The 18,354-nt window shown below is 54.1% G+C and carries 19 protein-coding genes; 11 read left to right on the forward strand and 8 right to left on the reverse strand.

The window, feature by feature from the left end; all coding sequences use genetic code 11:
• Positions 1-4: 4 nt before the first annotated feature.
• Positions 5-454: an SRPBCC family protein gene (locus tag L21SP2_RS10940; protein ID WP_024268572.1), complete on the reverse strand. Its 450-nt coding sequence runs from the start codon at positions 452-454 to the stop codon at positions 5-7.
• Between the two features lie 215 nt (positions 455-669).
• On the opposite strand from L21SP2_RS10940, the gene L21SP2_RS10945 reads away from it, so the two are divergent.
• A complete protein-coding gene (locus L21SP2_RS10945; protein ID WP_041402848.1) occupies positions 670-2,436 on the forward strand; it encodes an acyl-CoA dehydrogenase family protein in 1,767 nt (588 codons plus the stop codon).
• 73 nt (positions 2,437-2,509) lie between these two features.
• Here L21SP2_RS10945 and L21SP2_RS10950 read toward each other — a convergent pair whose 3' ends face one another.
• Positions 2,510-2,869, reverse strand: coding sequence for a PilZ domain-containing protein (locus tag L21SP2_RS10950; RefSeq protein ID WP_024268574.1), 360 nt, complete (start codon positions 2,867-2,869; stop codon positions 2,510-2,512).
• A 71-nt stretch (positions 2,870-2,940) separates the two neighbouring features.
• Positions 2,941-3,306: a DUF5684 domain-containing protein gene (locus L21SP2_RS10955; RefSeq protein ID WP_024268575.1), complete on the reverse strand. Its 366-nt coding sequence runs from the start codon at positions 3,304-3,306 to the stop codon at positions 2,941-2,943.
• A gap of 204 nt (positions 3,307-3,510) precedes the next feature.
• On the opposite strand from L21SP2_RS10955, the gene L21SP2_RS10960 reads away from it, so the two are divergent.
• The 3 genes from L21SP2_RS10960 to L21SP2_RS10970 all read left to right on the forward strand — a co-directional run bounded on the left by L21SP2_RS10960 (position 3,511) and on the right by L21SP2_RS10970 (position 6,100).
• Positions 3,511-4,887: a mercuric reductase gene (locus tag L21SP2_RS10960; protein WP_024268576.1), complete on the forward strand. Its 1,377-nt coding sequence runs from the start codon at positions 3,511-3,513 to the stop codon at positions 4,885-4,887.
• A gap of 80 nt (positions 4,888-4,967) precedes the next feature.
• Positions 4,968-5,669, forward strand: coding sequence for an SDR family NAD(P)-dependent oxidoreductase (locus tag L21SP2_RS10965; protein WP_081719592.1), 702 nt, complete (start codon positions 4,968-4,970; stop codon positions 5,667-5,669).
• The gene (locus L21SP2_RS10970) at positions 5,666-6,100 is read left to right on the forward strand and encodes a secondary thiamine-phosphate synthase enzyme YjbQ (RefSeq protein ID WP_024268578.1); all 435 of its coding nucleotides are present in this window, start codon (positions 5,666-5,668) and stop codon (positions 6,098-6,100) included. The genes L21SP2_RS10965 and L21SP2_RS10970 overlap by 4 nt, the downstream gene beginning before the upstream one ends.
• Before the next feature lie 39 nt (positions 6,101-6,139).
• On the opposite strand, the gene L21SP2_RS10975 is transcribed toward L21SP2_RS10970, so the two are convergent.
• The 3 genes from L21SP2_RS10975 to L21SP2_RS10985 form a co-directional block, all read right to left on the reverse strand.
• Positions 6,140-7,372 carry an alpha/beta hydrolase family protein gene (locus L21SP2_RS10975; protein WP_024268579.1) on the reverse strand — a complete coding sequence of 411 codons (1,233 nt, stop codon included), beginning with the start codon at positions 7,370-7,372 and terminating at the stop codon, positions 6,140-6,142.
• A 143-nt stretch (positions 7,373-7,515) separates the two neighbouring features.
• The gene (locus tag L21SP2_RS10980; RefSeq protein WP_024268580.1) at positions 7,516-8,124 is read right to left on the reverse strand and encodes a CDP-alcohol phosphatidyltransferase family protein; all 609 of its coding nucleotides are present in this window, start codon (positions 8,122-8,124) and stop codon (positions 7,516-7,518) included.
• Entirely contained in the window at positions 8,117-8,935 is an 819-nt protein-coding gene (locus tag L21SP2_RS10985; protein WP_024268581.1) for a sterol desaturase family protein, read from the reverse strand. The genes L21SP2_RS10980 and L21SP2_RS10985 overlap by 8 nt, the downstream gene beginning before the upstream one ends.
• 88 nt (positions 8,936-9,023) lie before the next feature.
• On the opposite strand from L21SP2_RS10985, the gene L21SP2_RS10990 reads away from it, so the two are divergent.
• The 6 genes from L21SP2_RS10990 (at position 9,024) to L21SP2_RS11010 (ending at position 15,051) form a co-directional block, all read left to right on the forward strand.
• Positions 9,024-10,127 (forward strand): ABC transporter ATP-binding protein, encoded by a 1,104-nt coding sequence (locus tag L21SP2_RS10990; protein ID WP_024268582.1) that lies wholly within the window; start codon positions 9,024-9,026, stop codon positions 10,125-10,127.
• A complete protein-coding gene (locus L21SP2_RS10995; RefSeq protein WP_024268583.1) occupies positions 10,124-11,425 on the forward strand; it encodes an ABC transporter substrate-binding protein in 1,302 nt (433 codons plus the stop codon). The genes L21SP2_RS10990 and L21SP2_RS10995 overlap by 4 nt, the downstream gene beginning before the upstream one ends.
• On the forward strand, positions 11,409-12,290 hold the full coding sequence (locus tag L21SP2_RS11000) for an ABC transporter permease (RefSeq protein ID WP_053335683.1): 882 nt from the start codon (positions 11,409-11,411) through the stop codon (positions 12,288-12,290). The genes L21SP2_RS10995 and L21SP2_RS11000 overlap by 17 nt, the downstream gene beginning before the upstream one ends.
• Complete coding sequence (locus tag L21SP2_RS11005; protein ID WP_024268585.1) at positions 12,278-13,111, forward strand: ABC transporter permease; 834 nt, start codon at positions 12,278-12,280, stop codon at positions 13,109-13,111. Before L21SP2_RS11000 ends, L21SP2_RS11005 begins: the two co-directional genes overlap by 13 nt.
• Before the next feature lie 78 nt (positions 13,112-13,189).
• The gene (locus tag L21SP2_RS17355) at positions 13,190-13,717 is read left to right on the forward strand and encodes a DEAD/DEAH box helicase (RefSeq protein ID WP_053335684.1); all 528 of its coding nucleotides are present in this window, start codon (positions 13,190-13,192) and stop codon (positions 13,715-13,717) included.
• Positions 13,702-15,051 (forward strand): RecQ family ATP-dependent DNA helicase, encoded by a 1,350-nt coding sequence (locus L21SP2_RS11010; protein ID WP_053335685.1) that lies wholly within the window; start codon positions 13,702-13,704, stop codon positions 15,049-15,051. The genes L21SP2_RS17355 and L21SP2_RS11010 overlap by 16 nt, the downstream gene beginning before the upstream one ends.
• Before the next feature lie 17 nt (positions 15,052-15,068).
• On the opposite strand, the gene L21SP2_RS17360 is transcribed toward L21SP2_RS11010, so the two are convergent.
• Positions 15,069-16,112: a GGDEF domain-containing protein gene (locus L21SP2_RS17360; protein ID WP_024268587.1), complete on the reverse strand. Its 1,044-nt coding sequence runs from the start codon at positions 16,110-16,112 to the stop codon at positions 15,069-15,071.
• A gap of 15 nt (positions 16,113-16,127) precedes the next feature.
• Positions 16,128-17,756: a methyl-accepting chemotaxis protein gene (locus L21SP2_RS17365; protein ID WP_081719596.1), complete on the reverse strand. Its 1,629-nt coding sequence runs from the start codon at positions 17,754-17,756 to the stop codon at positions 16,128-16,130.
• Positions 17,757-17,914: 158 nt separating this feature from the next.
• Here L21SP2_RS17365 and L21SP2_RS11025 point away from each other — a divergent pair, with 158 nt between their 5' ends.
• Positions 17,915-18,274 carry a CoA-binding protein gene (locus L21SP2_RS11025; protein ID WP_024268589.1) on the forward strand — a complete coding sequence of 120 codons (360 nt, stop codon included), beginning with the start codon at positions 17,915-17,917 and terminating at the stop codon, positions 18,272-18,274.
• Positions 18,275-18,354 lie beyond the last annotated feature (80 nt).

Raw genomic sequence — 18,354 nt, forward strand, 5'->3', positions numbered from 1 at the left:
TTGCTCAGGCGTTTTCAGCAGCAGCCTTCACATCCTGCAGATCCTTCCGGAATGCAGCTGAGGTGTCTTTCCGGATTTTGCCGCCAAGCAGTGCACTCATCAGTTTGGACATGAAATTCACCGGTGTGGCTGTGAATTCGATGCCAAGATCGCTGTGCTCCTTGTGGGCATGAATTGTCCAGCGGGACACATACACGGTGCCGTTGCTTTCCGCTCTGGTATTGATATACAGCGGCTTTTTTGCATCGGTAATCCACATAACTTCTTCTGCGGTTTTACCGTTGAATTTTCGCGTTTCTTTCCATTTCAGGCCCACACCGTCTTGAGAACCCTGTTCCAATACTTCTATACCTTCCACAGCAGAGATCACCTCATGCTTTTTTTCTATGTGTGAAATGATTTCCCAGACTTTTTCCGCTTGTGCTTGTATGCGCACACTAACTGATAACTGCATGCATCCTCCTTCAGGATCTGCCGGTCCGCAAATTCGATCTGTCTTCAACGAACCTGTGAGAGTATAGGGTATAACGAATCTTTGTACTTCCGTCTGCCCACCATAATTATGATATTTTTGCAGTCCCGGGTCAAAAACTCCGGGGTTCAGCCCTCTCTAACGCCTTCGAACCGCGATTCTTGCATTCCCGGTTCGGGTTTTCTATGCTGATACATATGAGTAAAGCTTCCTCCACGTCATCAAAATCTGAAAAAACGGATACCACCTCAGCCCCCGCCGGCGAGACTCACAGGGTATTTAATCAACCCGGTCCCCTGGATCCCTACAATGCATACCGTGCGGACACTCCACTTCAGGAGTGGGTGCAGCGCTTCTCAGCCCGGTGGTTTGAGGGAGAACTTCATGACTACGGGGCCAGAGTCGGCGGCGATCTGGTGCAGGCCGGTTTTCATGCAAACAGCAATCCGCCGGTGTTTCACTCCCATGACAGGTTCGGGCACAGAATCGATGAGGTAAGGTATCATGATTCATACCATGAGCTGATGAAGACGGCGATCGAAGCCATGCATCCCGCTCTGCCCTGGGCAAAGCCCCAACCGGGGTCCCATGTGGCCCGGGCCGCTCTGGCCTACCTTCACACCCAGGCCGATCCAGGTTCCGGCTGCCCCTTGACCATGACCTTCGCCTCGGTGCCCGCATTAAAACATCAGCCGGATATCGCGTCCCTCTGGCTCCCGAAAATCACTGCCCCTCATTACAACCCGGATAACATCCCCTATTTCGAAAAGAGCGGGGTAACCATCGGTATGGCCATGACGGAAAAACAGGGGGGAAGCGACGTTCAGGCCAACACCACCACCGCCCGTCCCCTGGGGGGTGAAGGAGGCGGAAAGGAGTACGCCGTTACCGGTCATAAGTGGTTCTGCAGCGCTCCCATGTGCGATGCCTTCATGGTGCTGGCTCACACCCCGGCATCCCGGGAATCCGGGAGCGCCGGTTCAGGTCGGGGCACTCTCTCCTGTTTTCTCATGCCCCGCTGGAAGCCAGACGGAAGCAAAAACTCAATGTTTTTCCAGCGAATCAAGAACAAGATGGGGAATGTCTCCAATGCTTCCGGCGAAGTGGAATTCCGGGACGCCTTTGCCTGGATGATCGGCGAACCGGGACGGGGGGTGCCCACCATCATCCAGATGGTATCCATGACCCGCTTCGACTGCATGATCGGTTCTGCGGCCATTATGCGGCAGGCCCTCTCCCAGGCGTTTCATCATACCGCAGGTCGGAACGCCTTCGGCAGAAATCTCCACCAACAGCCTCTCATGCGGAACGTACTGGCGGATCTTGCAGTTGAAAGCGAAGCGGCGCTGGCCGTCACCATGCGCTGCGCCCACAGCCTGGACCTGCAGCAGTCGGGAGAGATGTCCCCCCGGGAGAAAAAGTACGCCCGGCTGGCCACAGCCCTGGGCAAGTACTGGATCTGTAAACGCAGCGCCGGCTTCACGGCGGAATGCATGGAGAGCATCGGCGGCGTCGGCGTGGTTGAAGATAACATGCTTCCCCGTCTCTACCGGGAAAGTCCGGTCAATGCCATATGGGAGGGCAGCGGCAACATACAGTGTCTGGATGTACTCAGGGCGATCGACCGTGATCCTGAAGTACTTGCCGTATTTCTCGGAGAACTGAAACATCCGATAGGGTATTCGGCAGGTTTTGACAGCTTTCTCAGAGAACTTGAAGAGGAGTTTTCAACTGCGGCAAATACAAAGAGGGAGACGCTGGAACTGAAAGCCCGGTATTTGACGGAGAAACTGGTTCTGGCCTGGCAGGCTTCCACCCTGATCCAGTACGGAGATCCACATGTGGCCGAAGCCTTTGTTGAGTCCCGGATTCACCGGACGCCCATGCAGCAATACGGAACCCTGCCTGGGCATATTGAGCTCCAGCCCATCCTGGACAGGGTGCTGAACCGTGATCAGCCTTAAAGCGGCGGGAAAGGATCCGGAAATACCCGGCAGGGTATTGTGTCTGCCGGCGCAGCAGAAGCTTCGGCGGCGCTCAGCGTTTCAGTTCAAGCTCCACCACCAGATCTTCATCATCCCTGATAAATTTTCCCAGGACCTTTCTGCTGGCTTCGTCAACTTCCGCCAGACTCAAGCCCCATACACGGCCGTCTTTGGACGTTTCGCTCCAGACTGTTTCGCCCCGGATTTCCAGAAGGCTTTCGGATAAATGGGGCTTGCACACGAACAGATCGAAGTGGCCGTTAAGCCGGGGATCCGCCTCCCGGTTGATATTCATCATCAAGCCGTTCAGCGAGATATTCAGCAGTTCGCCGATCTGCTCCCGGTTTTCACCTTCACGCTGGAATATGGGCCAGGAGATATTGCTCCTGGTATGCTTTCTCCGGTTTTCCATATATCAAACTATAGGACCTTCACCGCCGAAGCGCAAACTCCGGCGGTGAACTTGTGTGAAAAAGCCCTGGGTCAGCGCCCTTCGTACGTGGCGGAACCGAAGGCCAGAACGGGATAAAAAATAAACCCCAGGAATATCAGTCCCAGAGCAAAGCCTGTGCCTTTCCCGAATACCTTGGCGAGATCCACCATCAGCATAATGGAAATTACAATATTCACCACCGGTATAAAGAACAGAATAATCCACCAGATGGGACGCTGAACAATTTCAAGCATTACCACGATGTTGTAAATGGGAATAATCACCGCCCATCCCGGTTTGCCAGCCTTGGTGAAGATTTTCCACCCTGCGACTATATAGAACACGGCAACCGCAAGCATCAGAATAAATCCTGCAATGCCGAATTGAGCACCCAATTCTGAAGAATAGGGATCCATAAAACCTCCTCTATGGAAATAATGTGTCTATATTCTAATATATCTGTAGTAATCCTGCCCGGAATTTACCAAATTTTTACTTGTATATACAACTAAGTGTTTGTACATTTTACATACTGTTCGCCGGTACCGGGATTATTTGTCCGGACGCCAATACCCGGAACAGGTAACCGGAGACTACCCCCCGGAACAGAGGAGCTGACCATGAAAAATTACGATGTAATCATTATCGGAACCGGCCAGGCCACGGGCACCATTCTTCCCGGGCTTCTTGAAGAAGGACTGTCCATCGCCACCATTGAATCGGATCGGGTGGGCGGAAGCTGCGTGAACTGGGGCTGCACCCCGACCAAAACCCTGATCGCCAGTTCCCGTGCCGCTCATATGATCAGCAGAGGCGAAGAGTTCGGCATATCCCCCGGAGAAAGGACCACAAATTTTTCCCGTGTGATGGAACGGGTGAACGGTATCCGAATGCCCGCAACCAGCGGTTTTCAGGAATGGCTGGAAGAGAGCACGGATTTTTATCCCGGGGAGGCCCGGTTCATTGACCCCCACACTGTTGGAGTGAACGGTGAACAGATTTCCGGCAGCGAGATTCTCATTCACACCGGCACCCGCGCCCGGATTCCGGACATCCCCGGACTGAAGGATGTACACTGGGTGGACAACAAAGGGATTCTTGACCTGAAGACCCTTCCCCGGCACCTCCTTGTTCTGGGAGGGTCGTACATCGGCGTTGAGTTTGCCCAGGCTTTCCGCCGTCTGGGGAGCAGGGTGACCATTGTGCAGCACGGAGAACGGCTGGTTCCCAAAGAAGATCCGGATATCAGCGGGGAATTGCAGAGCGTACTTGAATCTGAAGGCATACGCATACTCACCGGCACCGAGGCCCTCTCCGCCGCCCCGGCACAGGATCATGGCCTGGAGCTGAAGGTGCGCAGCCCATCCGGTCAGACTGAAGTTCTCAGCGCAGATACCCTTCTCATCGCCGTGGGCAGACTGCCCAACAGCGACTCGTTGAACCTGAAGGCTGCGGGTGTCAGCAGCGATGACCGGGGGTATATCAGCGTCGATGATTCCTGCCGTACCTCCGTGCCCCATATTTTTGCTCTGGGAGATGTAAACGGCAGAGGCGCGTTCACCCATACTTCGGTTCATGACGGACAGGTGTATCTGTCCCGCCGGGCAGGGGGCGATAAACGCATTGGGGACCGTACGCTGATTTACGCTTTATACAGCGATCCTCCCGTGGCCAGGGTCGGCCTGAACGAATCCATGGCCCGGGCCCGGGGAATTTCCTACCGGGTTGCCGGCATGCCCATGAAGAATATCGCCCGGGCAAAGGAACGGGATGAAACGTCGGGCAAAATCACCATTCTGGTGGATCCGGGCGACAACAGTATTCTCGGAGCGACGGTGTTCGGCGTGGGAGGGGATGAAATCATTTCCATGCTGGCCCTGGCAGTTCAGGCAAAGCTCCCCTACTCGGTCCTTCAAAATACGGTATTTCCCCACCCCACGGTGGCGGAACTGATCCCGTTTATGTTCGACAGCTTGAGCGAAGTAATATCTCCGTGAACAGCCGGCGGAACGGAAGGCATTATTCAGCATTTTTGCATATTCTCCCCGTCATTCGTTATAGTTAATGTGAGGAGTTAATGATGGAAACTGTCAGAAATTCCCTGGCCCTGGTGGCGGGTGGTACCGGATATGTGGGAGAGGGCATTGTAAAAAGCCTTCTTGATAGAGGTGCGCGGGTTGTAGTTCCGTTCCGGAACGCCGAAAAGGCGGACAGGCTCCGAGCGGCGGTTTCACCGCCCCTTCTGGACGGCCTGGATTTGCAGCACACGGTAATCACCGACCAGGACTCCATGGAACATCTCATGAGCTATATTATCGAGACCTATGGCCGCCTCGATATTGCCGTGGCTTCACTGGGCGGATGGTATTACGGCTACAGCCTCCACCGCATGCCCATGGAAGACTGGCAGGCCCTGCTCACCAATAACCTCAACTCCCATTTCATGTTCATGAAACCGGTAATGGAATATTTCTACAAGGTGAACGGCGGCGAATACGTCATGATCAACGGCTCGGCCAGCGAAAAACCGGTACCCGAATCGGGCGTTATTTCTGTGCTGGCAGGGGCTCAGAAGATGATGGGCCAGGTTCTCAGGGAGGAAGCCCACGGGACGGGCATCCAGGTTTCCACCCTCATACCCACCCAGCCGGTGAAAACCCGGGAGAGAATGGTGGATAATATGGAGAGCTGGTTCAGCGCAGAAGAGCTGGGTCAGTTCATCTGCGACATTGTTGAAGGATCCCGGCCCCGGCAGGATTCGGGAGTGTATTACCTATGATTCTCAGACAGGAAGAAATTCAGCTGGCACCCCACCCAAGAGGATGCCATCTGGTTACCCGGGATATCCTCCAGAGACTTGAATGGATGAGCGAATTCTCACAAGGACTGCTGCATCTGCATATCGCACACACATCCGCATCTCTGGTGATCAACGAAAACGCAGATCCGGAGGTTCGGGTGGATCTGGAATCCATCCTGAACCATCTGGTTCCCGGAGACCTTCCATTTCTCACCCACACCTATGAGGGTGCGGACGATATGCCCGCCCATGCCAAGGCCGCCCTTCTGGGTTCCTCGGTGGAGATCCCCCTGAACGGAGGCCGCCCCCTGCTGGGAACCTGGCAGGGCATTTACCTCTGCGAACACCGCAACCGGGGCGGCAGACGGAAAATCATTGCCACCGCATGGGGCGAACCCCGGGTCCGTTAGCAGCTCCATACAACCAAATACCTCTGCTTCCAGGCCGGCTTACTCCCCCTGCTCTTCAGCGGCGGACAAAAGCTGATCGCTGAAGAACGCTCCGGTCTCCATGCGCAGTCTCCGGGCAAAATCAAAAGGGTCCACTTCTCCAAGCATCCCCAGCCAGCGGACAACCGGAGCATACATATACAGTGCGGTGAACTGCTGATGTGTTGTTCCGGCAATCTCCTGCAGCCCCACCTCTGTGCCATCCTGGGCCTGGACAAAGGGAACCAGATAGCCGTCGTTTATACCTCCGTTCCAGTCCTCGCTGCGGTAAAACAGTGCCGGTATATCCAATTTCGTCCGGGTCAGAGCAAATCCTTCATCGGCGCTGTAGCCGTCCCGCTCCAGAGCGCCGGATGCAACGGGTTCAACCCATGCATCGTAGGCCATCAGGGCGTCCGGCCGGGGGTCGCTCAAGGCAAAATGCACCATGGCTCCTCCGCCGGTGGAATGACCGATAAGCCCCGTACGTTCGATATCCATGCGGTTGCGGAACATGGAAAGCCGTTGGGGCCCTGCATGGGGCATGCCGCTGTTTACCAGAGTAAGCTGATCCAGAAGAAAGGCATTGTCCCGGCTGAATGTTTTCACCAGGCGGTTGGCCTCAAGAATAAAGCTGTCCCGCTGATTCCGGTCCGGCAGTACATCATCCGAAGAGCGCACTATGCGGCCGTCTTCAAAGAGAACCCCTGCACTGCCGTAGCTGTGCTCGGTTGCGGCCACCAGGAACCCCCGGCTGGCAAGCTCTTCTGCAATGTCTGCATGGAGCCCCCGGTATCCCTCCCAGCCGTGGGAAATAAGGATCACCGGCATTGGCCCCGCATCCTCTGCGGGGGTGAGCCCGGAAAAGCTGTTGGATTTCATGAATCGGGTATGGTCCCAGATGAAGGGCGGGAAGCCGTGGGTGTTCACAATGGCCCGGGTGTGCCGGGGGCCGTCGATCATCCAGTCTTCGGGTTTGGGACGCCCGTCGGGCTGTTCGGCGGGATACCAGAGCTGGACGCGGATTTTCCGATGCTGCCGATCTGCTGAATAGGCTTCCATTCTGCTTTCATCCACCAGATCATAGGCAATCGTTCCCACCGGATACGCTCCCGAGGGTTCAGGCAGATTTCGCACAGGCATTGCAACGCCCCAGAGAAACAGGACGCCCACGGCTATCAGGGAAGCGGCGGCGATGACCGCTGTCATTACGATTTTTTTCACACTCAATTTCTTCACATTCTGACTCTTCACGTATAATTCCTTCGAAAGCTGTATATTCCTGTGTTCCACGTTATTCGCTGTCGTTTCCGTGTGTGTATTCTATGTGAGATATTTCTGTTATGAAATACCATATCACCGGGAGAGCTGACCGGACAGGTAATTCGGTTTCCCGGCTATTTCTGAAGCATATTCAGGGTTCGCACAAAACTGATAAACGCTCCAATGATGGTGAGAGCGGCCATAAGATACGCAAGAAGCTGAAAGCTTCCGGGAAACAGCATCATCAACGTGAAAAACACAATGGTTTCAAACCCTTCGATCAATCCCCGGGGCATAATCATGGATGTGCTGCCCCGGTTTTGATCTCTGTTACGCAGTTTTTCAAGGAGTGCGGAACCGGACATCCACACTGCCGCATTCAGATAAAAACTTCCCAGGAGAACCGCGGCTGCCAGAAATCCTTCGGGAGTATCCAGCTGCAGAGCCAGTGCGATGGGAATTCCGCTGTATATGAGAAAATCCGCAATAATATCAATGAATCCGCCGGCATCGCTCTGCTTGCCATACCTTCTTGCAACCAGTCCGTCCAGCCCGTCCAGAATTCGGTTTGCTGCCCAGAATGCCAGTGCGCTGACGGGGTGTCCCGCGACAAGGAAGTACAACGCGGCCAGTCCGGCGGCCAGGGAAAATATGGTGATGCTGATGGGATGAACGTGTCGGAACGGAGCTGTTCCCAGGGACAGTATGCGGTCTTTCACTTCCCGAAGTTCCCTGTCAAACATTGCTGCCGTCCTCCCGGGAAACATGATCCGGCCGGGTAAAATTGCCATCCCCTTCCTCGGTTCGGGGATATTTGAGAAAAGGCTCAATGACCATCCGGTCGATGCGGTTGACCCGGGATGTCAGAAGCCCGGGCATCCCGACTTTCATCCACCGCTGGCCGTCCCGGGGCCTGTGGGTGTAGGTGGAAAATATCCGGTCCCATACCGATAGAAAAAATCCGTAATTACTGTTCCGTTCATCGGCATGAAGGGAATGATGGGTGCGGTGCATCTGGGGAGTAATAATCACTTTTCTCAACTGCTTTTCAAACCCCGGCGATATTCGGAAATTCCCGTGGCTGAACATGGAGGCTGCGTTGAGTATCACCTCAAAGAGAAACACTCCAAACGCCGGGATTCCCAGGGCAATTACCAGAAACGATTTATACAGAGCGCTGAGCAGAATCTCCACCGGATGCATGCGAAAACCTGTGGTGAAGTCAATATGGGTATCGCTGTGATGCATTCTATGAAACGGTCTGAGAAATTTGACCCGATGAAACAGGACATGCTGAAGATAGATCCAGGCGTCCAGAATCAGAACCGAGATAACCACCTTCACCCAGAACGGCATGAAACCAAGAGACACAAACCCCCATGACCGGCCTTCAATGAAAAGTGCCGCACTGTATGGAAGCAGAGGTCCAATGAGTCTGAGCAGCAGATTGCCCATAAGAATAATCAGCAAATTCCCCGGCCAGCGCTGCTTTCTGCCGTCAACAGCTTCCCGGTCCGGGAGGGCCAGCTCCAGAAGAGCCAGGGCTGCAAACATACTTGTAAATACAACAAATCTCAGTAATACTTGACCATCCATCTGTGCAATATAATATTAAGCAGCGGCCGCACCAAGCAGAAGGTATATGAATACAGAAAAAAACGTGTATATACAACTGAATAACCTGAGAAAGTCATACGCTTCTGCGGACGTGATCAGGGGATTGAACCTGGGTATTTTTCAGGGGGAGTTCATTTCGGTGGTTGGGCCTTCCGGTGTGGGCAAAACCACCCTCCTGCGTATTCTGGCAGGCCTGGAAACCTCCGATTCGGGAGAGATCAGCCTCATGCCCGATTCCGGTTATTGGGACCCTATCCTCATGGTGTTCCAGGATTTCATGTTATTCCCCCATCTCACAGTTGCGGAAAATATTGCCTACGGTCTTCGATCCCCGGAGTTCGCCCGCCGGCTGCTATCCGCTCCCGTCTCATCCCGGGAAAACAGCTCTCAGAACGGTGCTTCTCGGAAGTACGGAACACGCCGCCCCCTCTCCAGGAAGGAGAAATCCGCCAGAATACAGGAAATGGTTACCGGGTATATTCAGGAATTCGGTCTGCAGGGCCTGGAAAACTCCTATCCCTCCCGAATCTCCGCAGGGGAAAAGCAACGGACAGCCCTGGCGCGAACCATGATCCTCCAGCCGAAACTGCTGCTTCTGGATGAGCCTTTTGCAAACCTTGATCAGAACCGGAAAATGAACACCGCCCTCTTTATCAGAAACATGCAGAAAAAACATCAGGTAACCACTCTGGCGGTAACCCATGACCTGCAGGAAGCGTTTGCCATGAGCGATCGCATCGGGGTAATGCTGGACGGCGATCTTGCCCAGGTCAGCGACGTGGAAACCCTCTACTCCCGCCCCGCCTCCCGGGAAGTCGGGGAATTTCTCGGCCCCCTGAATATCCTGCCGCCCCGCATCTGGAATGAGTGCAGGTTCACTGAAGATCTGCCGACCCCCGGGGAACAAAACGCCCGGCTGCTCATCCGCTCGGAATCCATCAGCGCGGGGTCTGATGCTTCGGGCAAAGCGGTTATTACATCCAGAAGATTCCAGGGCACCCTTATTCATCTGGAGGCAGAAATTCTTGGCACTAAGCTGCAAATTTACAGTCTTCAATCCCGTCTGAAACCCGGTGACAGAGTATCATTAACCATACATGACTATGTGATCCACAAGGAGAAATCATGAAACGTTTTCGTTCACATCAATCCTCAACCCGCCGGTCCGCCGCCGGACTGCCCGCTGCAGTGTTAATTATTCTGGTGAGCCTGATAATACTGATAGCCGGCGGCTGTGCAGATTCAACGGAACCGGAAGGCAGAGAACCGTCCGACGCCCCCGGATCGGCACTGCTTGAAAACGAGTTTGAGGATCTGCTGCAGGAAGCCCGGGACAGCACGGTGCGTTTCTATATGTGGGGCGGCTCTCCCCAGGTGAACGCATGGGTTGACGGTGAGCTGTCCGAATATCTCATGGATACCTACGGCATTACCCTTGAACGGGTTCCCATGGATGCGGGTGTCTTTGTAAACCGTCTTTTAAGTGAAAAGGAGGCAGGCCGGGAAGAGGGCATTATGGATTTGCTCTGGATAAACGGAGAGAACTTCCGCAATGCCCGTGAGGGAGATATTCTGTTCGGGCCCTTCACCCATTCAATTCCCAATCACCGGGATCTGGTGGACCCGTCCACAACCGTTTCCGATGCGGGGTTCCCGGTGGACGGCTACGAAGCGCCCTACGGGAAGGCTCAGTTTGTGATGGAGTACGACTCTGCGCAGATATCCGATCCGCCGGACAGCTACGCCGAACTTCTGGAATGGGCACGGGAAAACCCCGGCCTGCTCACATACCCCCAGCCGCCGGACTTTACCGGGTCTGCCTTCATCCGCCAGGCGTTCTATGAACTTACCGGAGGATATGAACAGTATCAGGAGGGCTTTGATGCCGATCTTTTCCAGGAAAAGGTTCCTGCGCTATGGGATTACCTGAATGCTCTGGAGCCCTATCTCTGGCGGGAGGGAGAAACCTATCCTGCTGACCTGGCCAGTCTGGACGGGCTCTTTGAACGGGGGGAAGTTGCGTTCAACATGACCTTCACCCAGACCGGAGCGGCGGGAAAAATTGCCCAGGGCCGGTATCCGGAAACGGTGCGCACATTTGTGTTTGAAAATGCAAGCCTTGCCAACACCCATTACATCGCCATCCCCTTTAATGCCCCCAACAAGGCGGGAGCCATGGCGGCAATCAACGGGATCCTCTCTCCGGAAATGCAGCTGTCCAAAAACGACCCGGAGAACTGGGGAGATTTTACGGTTCTTGATACCTCCCGGCTGAGCGAAGAGATGCGACGCAGGTTCGCAGCCCTTGATCTGGGTGAAGCTACCCTGGATCTGGATGTGCTGAGCAGCAATGCAGTGCCGGAAATTGCCTCAGATTATATTGAGGCCCTTGAACAGGGTTGGAAGGAACATGTTCTTAACGAATAAGGGCTCCCGGACAAACCGTTCCCGGCGCCCCGGCCTGTGGGGTCTGTTGCCGGGCCTGGCGGCGGCTTTTCTGGTGGTGGCCGCAGGGGGGATCTACAGCACATCTGGCTTACTGAGCCTGGATTCCGGAGAGCTGAGTACTCTCCTGCCCGATTCCCGGGAATATCTGCACAGTCTGGCGTTCAGTCTGGGTATCGCCGGCATCTCCACAGGAATCAGCCTGTTTCTTGCAGTCCCCCTGGCGGTCTGGATCTGGAGGCAGAACAACTTTACTCTCAGGGATTTGTATACCATCCCTCTGATCCTGCCCCATATTGTGGCCGCTTTTTTTGTAATAGCGTTTTTTTCCCAGAGCGGTATGATTTCATCCCTTGTACAGAAACTGGGGCTGATTCAGCGCCCGTCGGATTTTCCGGTTCTGGTATTTGATGCTTCCGGACGGGGCATAATTCTGGCATATGTGTACAAGGAAACATCATTTGTGACCCTGATGATTCTCGCTTCCCTGAAGAAGCTTCCGCCGGGGCTGATGGAAAACGCCCGGATGTTCCGGTCACCCCCGCTGCAGCGTTTCAGAAGCATCATCCTCCCCCACATCGGCGGGAGTCTCTGGTATTCGGGGATCATCATCTTCCTCTACAGCTTCGGCGCATACGATATTCCCTACCTGCTGGGCTCAAGCAGCAATCCCATGCTTTCCATTGAAGCCTACCGCCTCTTTTTCACCGGAAGTCTCTCCCAGCGACCGGCGGCAATCCTGCTTCTCAGCTTCGCCTGGCTTATATCGCTGGTGTTTCTCGGACTCTTTATTGTCAGCAGGGTGGTGTTCAGTCCCCGTCAGGAGGAACAGTCATGGCAGGAATGAAGCGGTCGGGAAAATCTTCGCCGGGAAGAGCCCCGGCCCTGTTTCGGATCATTTACGTCCTGTTTTTTCTCCTTCCCCTTTTTTATCTGCTGGTACGCAGCTTTGCGGGAGTATGGAGCTTTCCTTCCCTGCTTCCGGACAGCTGGAGCGTGCGGGCCTGGAGGTATTTCGGTGAATACTCTGCGGAAATATTTTCCGCCCTTGGTTCTTCGGTTCTCTACAGCTTCACCGCAGCCCTTCTGAGCCTGGCCATTGCACTTTTTCCTGCCCGGGTCCTTGCGAGAAGAAAATTCAGGGGCCGGATTATTGTTGAATCCCTGATGCTGGCGCCCCTGGTGATTCCCGCCCTGGTATTCACCCTGGGTATATACCCCTATCTTTTGAGAAGCGGTACGGCGGACAGTTTCGCCGCGGTTGCAGGCGTCCTGGCAATTATCAACTATCCCTACATGCTGCGAAGTCTCACCTCGGGGTTCGAATCCTACGGTCCCGGCCTGGATACCGCTGCACGGATGCTGGGGGCGGGCATGCTTCGCCGGCTGCGGGATATTCACCTTCCCCAGCTGTTACCGGCCATTCTCGCCGGAGCGACGGTGGTTTTCCTGGCCTCATTCACCGAATACTTTGTGGTGTTCCTGGTGGGAGGCGGACGGGTGCCCTCCTTTGCGGGCTATCTGCTCCCCCTGCTGAGATCATCGGAGTGGAGCATCAGTTCGCTGATGACCCTGATGTTTCTCGCCATTCCCCTGGCACTCTATGCAGTTCTCAGTACGCTGATTGACGGGTACTACCGCAAGCGGGGAATTTCCCGGGATAGGTGACTGCCGCCCCGCCGCTGAAGCTCTCCCGGCCTGAGTCCCTTCCCTCCCGGGGAAATATTCGCTACACTGGGGGAGTTCATGTCATCAGAGACCCCGGAAACAGCAACATCCCTCAGCAGTCAACACAGCCCTCCCGACTCAGGTGAACTCCACGAGGCATTGAAGCACCACTTCGGGTACGAGAAGTTCAAGCCTCTGCAGGAGGAAGTGATCCGGCACAGCATGTCCGGAAAGGATGCGGTGCTCCTTCTGCCCACCGGCGGCGGGAAATCAGTGTGCTACCAGCTTCCGGCGGTGATCACTGGAGGGCTCACGCTGGTGGTGTCACCCCTCATTTCCCTGATGCAGGATCAGGTTCAGTCTCTCCGGCAGAACGGGATTACCGCAGCATTTCTTAACAGCAGCATGACCGGCGCCGAAGAACAGGAAGTATACCGCTCCATGGAAGGCGGCGAGCTGCGGCTGCTGTACGCCGCTCCCGAGCGGGTGCTGAGAGAAGATTTCCTCACCGCCCTTACATCCGCCGGCCTGGACCGCATAGCCATCGATGAAGCCCACTGCGTCTCCAGCTGGGGCATAGTTTCCGCCCGGTGTACCGCCGCCTGAGCGAACTGAAACGGCGCTTCCCGGGAGTGCCGGTAATTGCCCTCACCGCAACCGCAGACCGCAGCGTACGCAGCGACATTGCCGCGCTGCTGGGACTGGACAATCCCGAGCTTTTCCTGGGTTCCTTCGACCGGCCCAATATCCGCCTGAGCGTCCTGCCGGGAAAGGAACGCTTTGAACAGATCCTCCATATGGTTCTGCGCTACCGGGATGAAAGCGGAATCGTGTACTGCAGCAGCCGGAAAGCCTGTGAACAGCTGGAAAAGAAACTCCGTGCCAAGGGAGTTTCCGCCAGGGCATATCATGCGGGGCTGGATGCCGAAACCCGCAGAACCATTCAAAGCGATTTTATCCGGGATGAAATCCAGGTGATCACTGCAACCATTGCCTTCGGCATGGGCATCGATAAGCCGGATGTGCGCTTTGTCATCCACTACAATATGCCGGGAAATCTCGAAAGCTACTACCAGGAAATCGGACGGGCCGGCCGGGACGCTGAGGATGCGGAAGCCGTACTGTTTTACAGCTACCGGGACATACAGCAGCAGCTGAACTTCATAGCCCGGATAGAACATGATGACTACCGGAACATTCAGGAAGCGAAGCTCAAGAGGATGCAGGAATACGCGGAAAGCCATGTATGCCGAAGACGGGTCCTTCTCTCATATTTCAATGAAATCCCAGAACATGACTGCGGCAACTGCGATGTCTGCAGCAATCCCCCGGAATATATTGACGGTACGATTATCGCCCAGAAAGCCCTTTCGGCGGTAAAACGCTGCCGGGAGGCAATCAGTGCAGGTACGCTGGTGGATATTCTTCGGGGAAATATGAGCCGGGAAGTTGAGAACCGGGGACTGAACCGCATACCCACCTTCGGGGTGGGCCGGGATGTTTCCCCTGCTGCCTGGCAGCAGTACATTCAGCAGCTCATCCATCTGGGCGCTCTGGAGCCGGATTACCGGGACCGATTCACCCTGAAAATTCCGGAACAGGGCAGCCGCATTCTCTTTAAAAACCAGAAAGTAAAACTTGTCAGCATGGATACCATCAGCAGGCGGCGGGAGCAGCAGGAAAATCTCCGGCTTCACTCAGATACGGAACAGGATGTGAACCCGGCGCTTCTGGAAGCATTGAAAAAGCTGAGACGCCGTCTGGCGGAAGAGAGCGGTGTTCCGCCCTACATCGTGTTTTCCGATGCCAGTCTCAAGGATATGGCCGCCCGAAAACCCCTGAATGAACTGGCATTCCGGATGGTGAAAGGGGTTGGAGATCACAAAGCGGAATTATACTCCGGAATTTTTATTCAGTGCATCAGGGAGTACGGAGATTAGCCCGAAGAATCGTTCTCTCAATTGTCCGGATCGTTTTTCCCGGTATGCGCATTGATGTTCCGTTTTTTGAAATAGAGCATCTCATCGGCAATGGCCAGCACCTCTTCCACACTTCTGTTTCTGCTTTCTGCTATCCCCCAGCTCACCGAGAGTCCCTGCTCCCGGTAACCTGCGCAATACGTATCCAGCTCCTTCTGCATCCGCTTCATCTGATGTTCGGCATCTTCTAGCTCCGTAGAGGGAAATATCAGTATAAATTCATCCCCCCCGTAGCGGACAGCCAGATCGTAATTCCGAATGGAGCTGACAAGAATTCCCGCAATATCCTTCAGCACCCGGTCCCCTTCCAGATGCCCCAGACTGTCGTTCACCCGTTTGAAATGATTAATATCTATAAATACCAGGGAGAATACCGTCTTGTTCCGGAGACTCCGGTTATGTTCCTTCTCGATGTACTCGTTGAAAAAGCGTTTATTGTAAAGCCCCGTAAGGCTGTCCCGGACGCTCACCTCATACATCTTTTCATTGAAACTGCGGTAGCGGTTCATTGTGTAGATGATGGTGATAAGTATAATGGATCCGGCCACCACGAAATTCATGCTCAGATCTTTCAGCCGGTATGCGGGATCGCTGTAGATATCAAATTTCATGGGATTATACATTTCGTAGAGGAATAATGCGGGAATGAGGATCAGCATAATAATGGGAAAAGCATACTCCCACTGATTTCTCACAACCACTGCGGAAATGAACATCCCCGTCAGGGCGATATACGGCATGGCGCTGAACGAACCGGGGGATGTGAGATAGCCTAGGGGCAGCCAGATAAGGGAAAGAAATACCAGAAAACTGATCCGGCTGAGACCATAGCCTCCGGAATTTGCTGAAAGCAGATACCAGAGCGCACAAAGGAGAAATACTGCTGCCCCGGTGAACACGTTCACCGGAGGCCGGACGTTGATCAGATTGATCAGACCGAAAAGCAATCCGGAGACGCCGGTGACCAGCAGATAAAACCTGAAGAGGGTATAACGGATATCCCCTCCGGGGGTACTTCTCACTCTATACCCGGGGCATTACTCCGATTTTTCAATCTCCCTTTCCTTTTCCAGCTGATCGTTCAGGGTGCGGGACTGGCTGTTGAGCATGTTTGCCATGGCCAGAATCCGGGTTGCCGATTCCACAATAATCCCGGTTTGATTTTTGATCATCCGGGCGTCTTCTTTCAGATCTTCAGCCAGGCGGTTTCCGGTATCGATATTCTCTGAAATAATATCATTATCCTGGGTTACCCGGGTAACACCGTCAAGCACATTAGTGGTGAGGCCGCTGAGATTTTCGGTTGCGGATAAGATCTCGGTGCTTCCGGAGTTCAGCTCCTGGGTACTGCCGTAAATCTCATCCATGGCCGTACTCACCAGCCCCACTTCTTCACGGATATCCGAGAATGTTGCACCGGTCTCTTGCACCTGAGTGCTGGTTTCCTGGATGGAAGATATCAGCTCCTTGAGGGTGTCGGAAATATTTTTCGTGTTTACCGAGGAGTTTTCCGCAAGTTTGCGGATTTCATCTGCCACCACCGCAAATCCCCTGCCCGCATCTCCTGCATGTGCGGCTTCGATTGCGGCATTCATGGCCAGCAGGTTGGTCTGGCTTGCTATTCCGCTGATCAGTCCGGTCATCTCCTTGATTCCGTCAATATGTTCCACAACCTTGTTAAAACTTTCCTCGGTCTTCTGTATTCGCGCCGCCCCCCGTTCTGAGGTGTGAATAAGTTCGTTCACCCGTTCCCGTCTCCGTTCAATAACCGAGGTCACACTGGAGATAGATGCCACCATCTGTTCGATTGCAGCGGAGGATTCGGTGACATTGCTGCTCTGCTCCTGGGCCCGCTCGGAAAGTACGCTCATGCTGGTGTCGATCTTCTGCAGCGCTTCAATAATGTTTGCAAAGGCTGAATTCAGATCGTCGATTCCTCCGTTGATCTCCCCGACCTGCCGGTTGATTTTCGCCGAAGCTGCTTCAGTGCCTTCCGCCTCTTCTTTCAGCCCCAAGGTATCATTCAGCTGACTGCTCACAGACTGCATAATCGAGTTCAAATTTTTGCGGTTTTTTTCACTTTCCTCAATCCGTTCCTTCGCTTCGGCGGTGACCAGATCAAAGGTATGCTTCAGCTGATACAGCGTGAACACGCCGATCAGGTACACAAAGCCGGCAATATCAATTTGATTAATAAACGGGAAATCCACCTCCGCCGCACGGCCGGAAATGAGGATGTACAGGATGTAGCCCCAGAACGTAACAAAAGAGAATATGAGATACAGACGGAATATCTTCATCTTCCGGATCATAAATGCGGTGAGAACAAGTGCCGCAAGATGCAGCAGGCCGTATTGGGCAAGGGTCAGAGCATTGGTATACCCCTGAAGCAGCTGATTTGCTATCACCATTAAAGCGGCGGAAAGACAAAACAGTCTGGTGGAGAGATCGTACCTGCCCCTGAGCAGGAGAATAAAGGTGATAATCACAAATATCAGCAGGAGAAAAAGAATCAGACTCTGTACGGGAAACCCGGAAATCAGCTGAACAAGGGACATGGCGAGAAATAACACCGCCATGAGGATCTGGAGCACCGCGGTGACCGGTGCTTTCACCTTAATCTCGTAATCGGCGTCTGCATATATTTGTGAAAGTGGTTTCATCATTCCTCCATTAAAATATTCGAATTTTCCTATTTACCCGAACAACACACTAATTCTAATCTCTGGAGGTTCGGGCCACAAGATAAATCCGGTAAAAGCAATATAGAATTGCGTTCCGGCACCCTTGCCGGAAGAAACCAATCTATATATTTTATTGATATATGAAAACAGCAGTATTAGGCGCAAGCCAAAAACCTGAGCGTTTCTCCAACAAAGCGGTGAAACGACTGAAAATGCATGGACATGAGGTCATCCCCGTACATCCTCTCCACCATGAAATTGAGGGCCTTCCGGTGGTTCACAGTCTGGAAGAGCTCCCCGGGGATATTCACACATTAAGCGTGTACGTCGGCCCCCGGCACATTGGCGGCGAGATTGACGGAATTGTGAAACTGAAACCCCAACGGGTGATCATGAACCCCGGAACCGAGTCCCGTGAACTGAAGGAAGCTCTGGATGCCCATGAAATTCCCTGGATTGAAGCCTGCACTCTGGTAATGCTGGACGCCGGAGATTTTTAACGCCCGGGGGGCGTTTATTCCGCTCCCTCCGCCTCTTCCCGGGCATCATTCTGCCCGCCGGCCCTGGCTATTCCGCAGTT

The sequence above is a fragment of the Salinispira pacifica genome, assembly GCF_000507245.1.
GTDB lineage: Bacteria > Spirochaetota > Spirochaetia > DSM-27196 > Salinispiraceae > Salinispira > Salinispira pacifica.

What these genes read in the sequence shown, in the direction of transcription:
- L21SP2_RS10960 (WP_024268576.1), top strand. Translation starts at nt 3,511, where the DNA reads ATGAAAAATTACGATGTAATCATTATCGGAACCGGCCAGGCCACGGGC.
- L21SP2_RS10945 (WP_041402848.1), top strand. Translation starts at nt 670, where the DNA reads ATGAGTAAAGCTTCCTCCACGTCATCAAAATCTGAAAAAACGGATACC.
- L21SP2_RS10940 (WP_024268572.1), bottom strand. Translation starts at nt 454, where the DNA reads ATGCAGTTATCAGTTAGTGTGCGCATACAAGCACAAGCGGAAAAAGTC.
- L21SP2_RS10980 (WP_024268580.1), bottom strand. Translation starts at nt 8,124, where the DNA reads ATGTTTGACAGGGAACTTCGGGAAGTGAAAGACCGCATACTGTCCCTG.
- L21SP2_RS11000 (WP_053335683.1), top strand. Translation starts at nt 11,409, where the DNA reads ATGTTCTTAACGAATAAGGGCTCCCGGACAAACCGTTCCCGGCGCCCC.
- L21SP2_RS10955 (WP_024268575.1), bottom strand. Translation starts at nt 3,306, where the DNA reads ATGGATCCCTATTCTTCAGAATTGGGTGCTCAATTCGGCATTGCAGGA.
- L21SP2_RS17355 (WP_053335684.1), top strand. Translation starts at nt 13,190, where the DNA reads ATGTCATCAGAGACCCCGGAAACAGCAACATCCCTCAGCAGTCAACAC.
- L21SP2_RS10950 (WP_024268574.1), bottom strand. Translation starts at nt 2,869, where the DNA reads ATGGAAAACCGGAGAAAGCATACCAGGAGCAATATCTCCTGGCCCATA.
- L21SP2_RS10970 (WP_024268578.1), top strand. Translation starts at nt 5,666, where the DNA reads ATGATTCTCAGACAGGAAGAAATTCAGCTGGCACCCCACCCAAGAGGA.
- L21SP2_RS11025 (WP_024268589.1), top strand. Translation starts at nt 17,915, where the DNA reads ATGAAAACAGCAGTATTAGGCGCAAGCCAAAAACCTGAGCGTTTCTCC.
- L21SP2_RS10985 (WP_024268581.1), bottom strand. Translation starts at nt 8,935, where the DNA reads ATGTTTGCAGCCCTGGCTCTTCTGGAGCTGGCCCTCCCGGACCGGGAA.
- L21SP2_RS17365 (WP_081719596.1), bottom strand. Translation starts at nt 17,756, where the DNA reads ATGATGAAACCACTTTCACAAATATATGCAGACGCCGATTACGAGATT.
- L21SP2_RS11005 (WP_024268585.1), top strand. Translation starts at nt 12,278, where the DNA reads ATGGCAGGAATGAAGCGGTCGGGAAAATCTTCGCCGGGAAGAGCCCCG.
- L21SP2_RS10990 (WP_024268582.1), top strand. Translation starts at nt 9,024, where the DNA reads ATGAATACAGAAAAAAACGTGTATATACAACTGAATAACCTGAGAAAG.
- L21SP2_RS10995 (WP_024268583.1), top strand. Translation starts at nt 10,124, where the DNA reads ATGAAACGTTTTCGTTCACATCAATCCTCAACCCGCCGGTCCGCCGCC.
- L21SP2_RS10965 (WP_081719592.1), top strand. Translation starts at nt 4,968, where the DNA reads ATGATGGAAACTGTCAGAAATTCCCTGGCCCTGGTGGCGGGTGGTACC.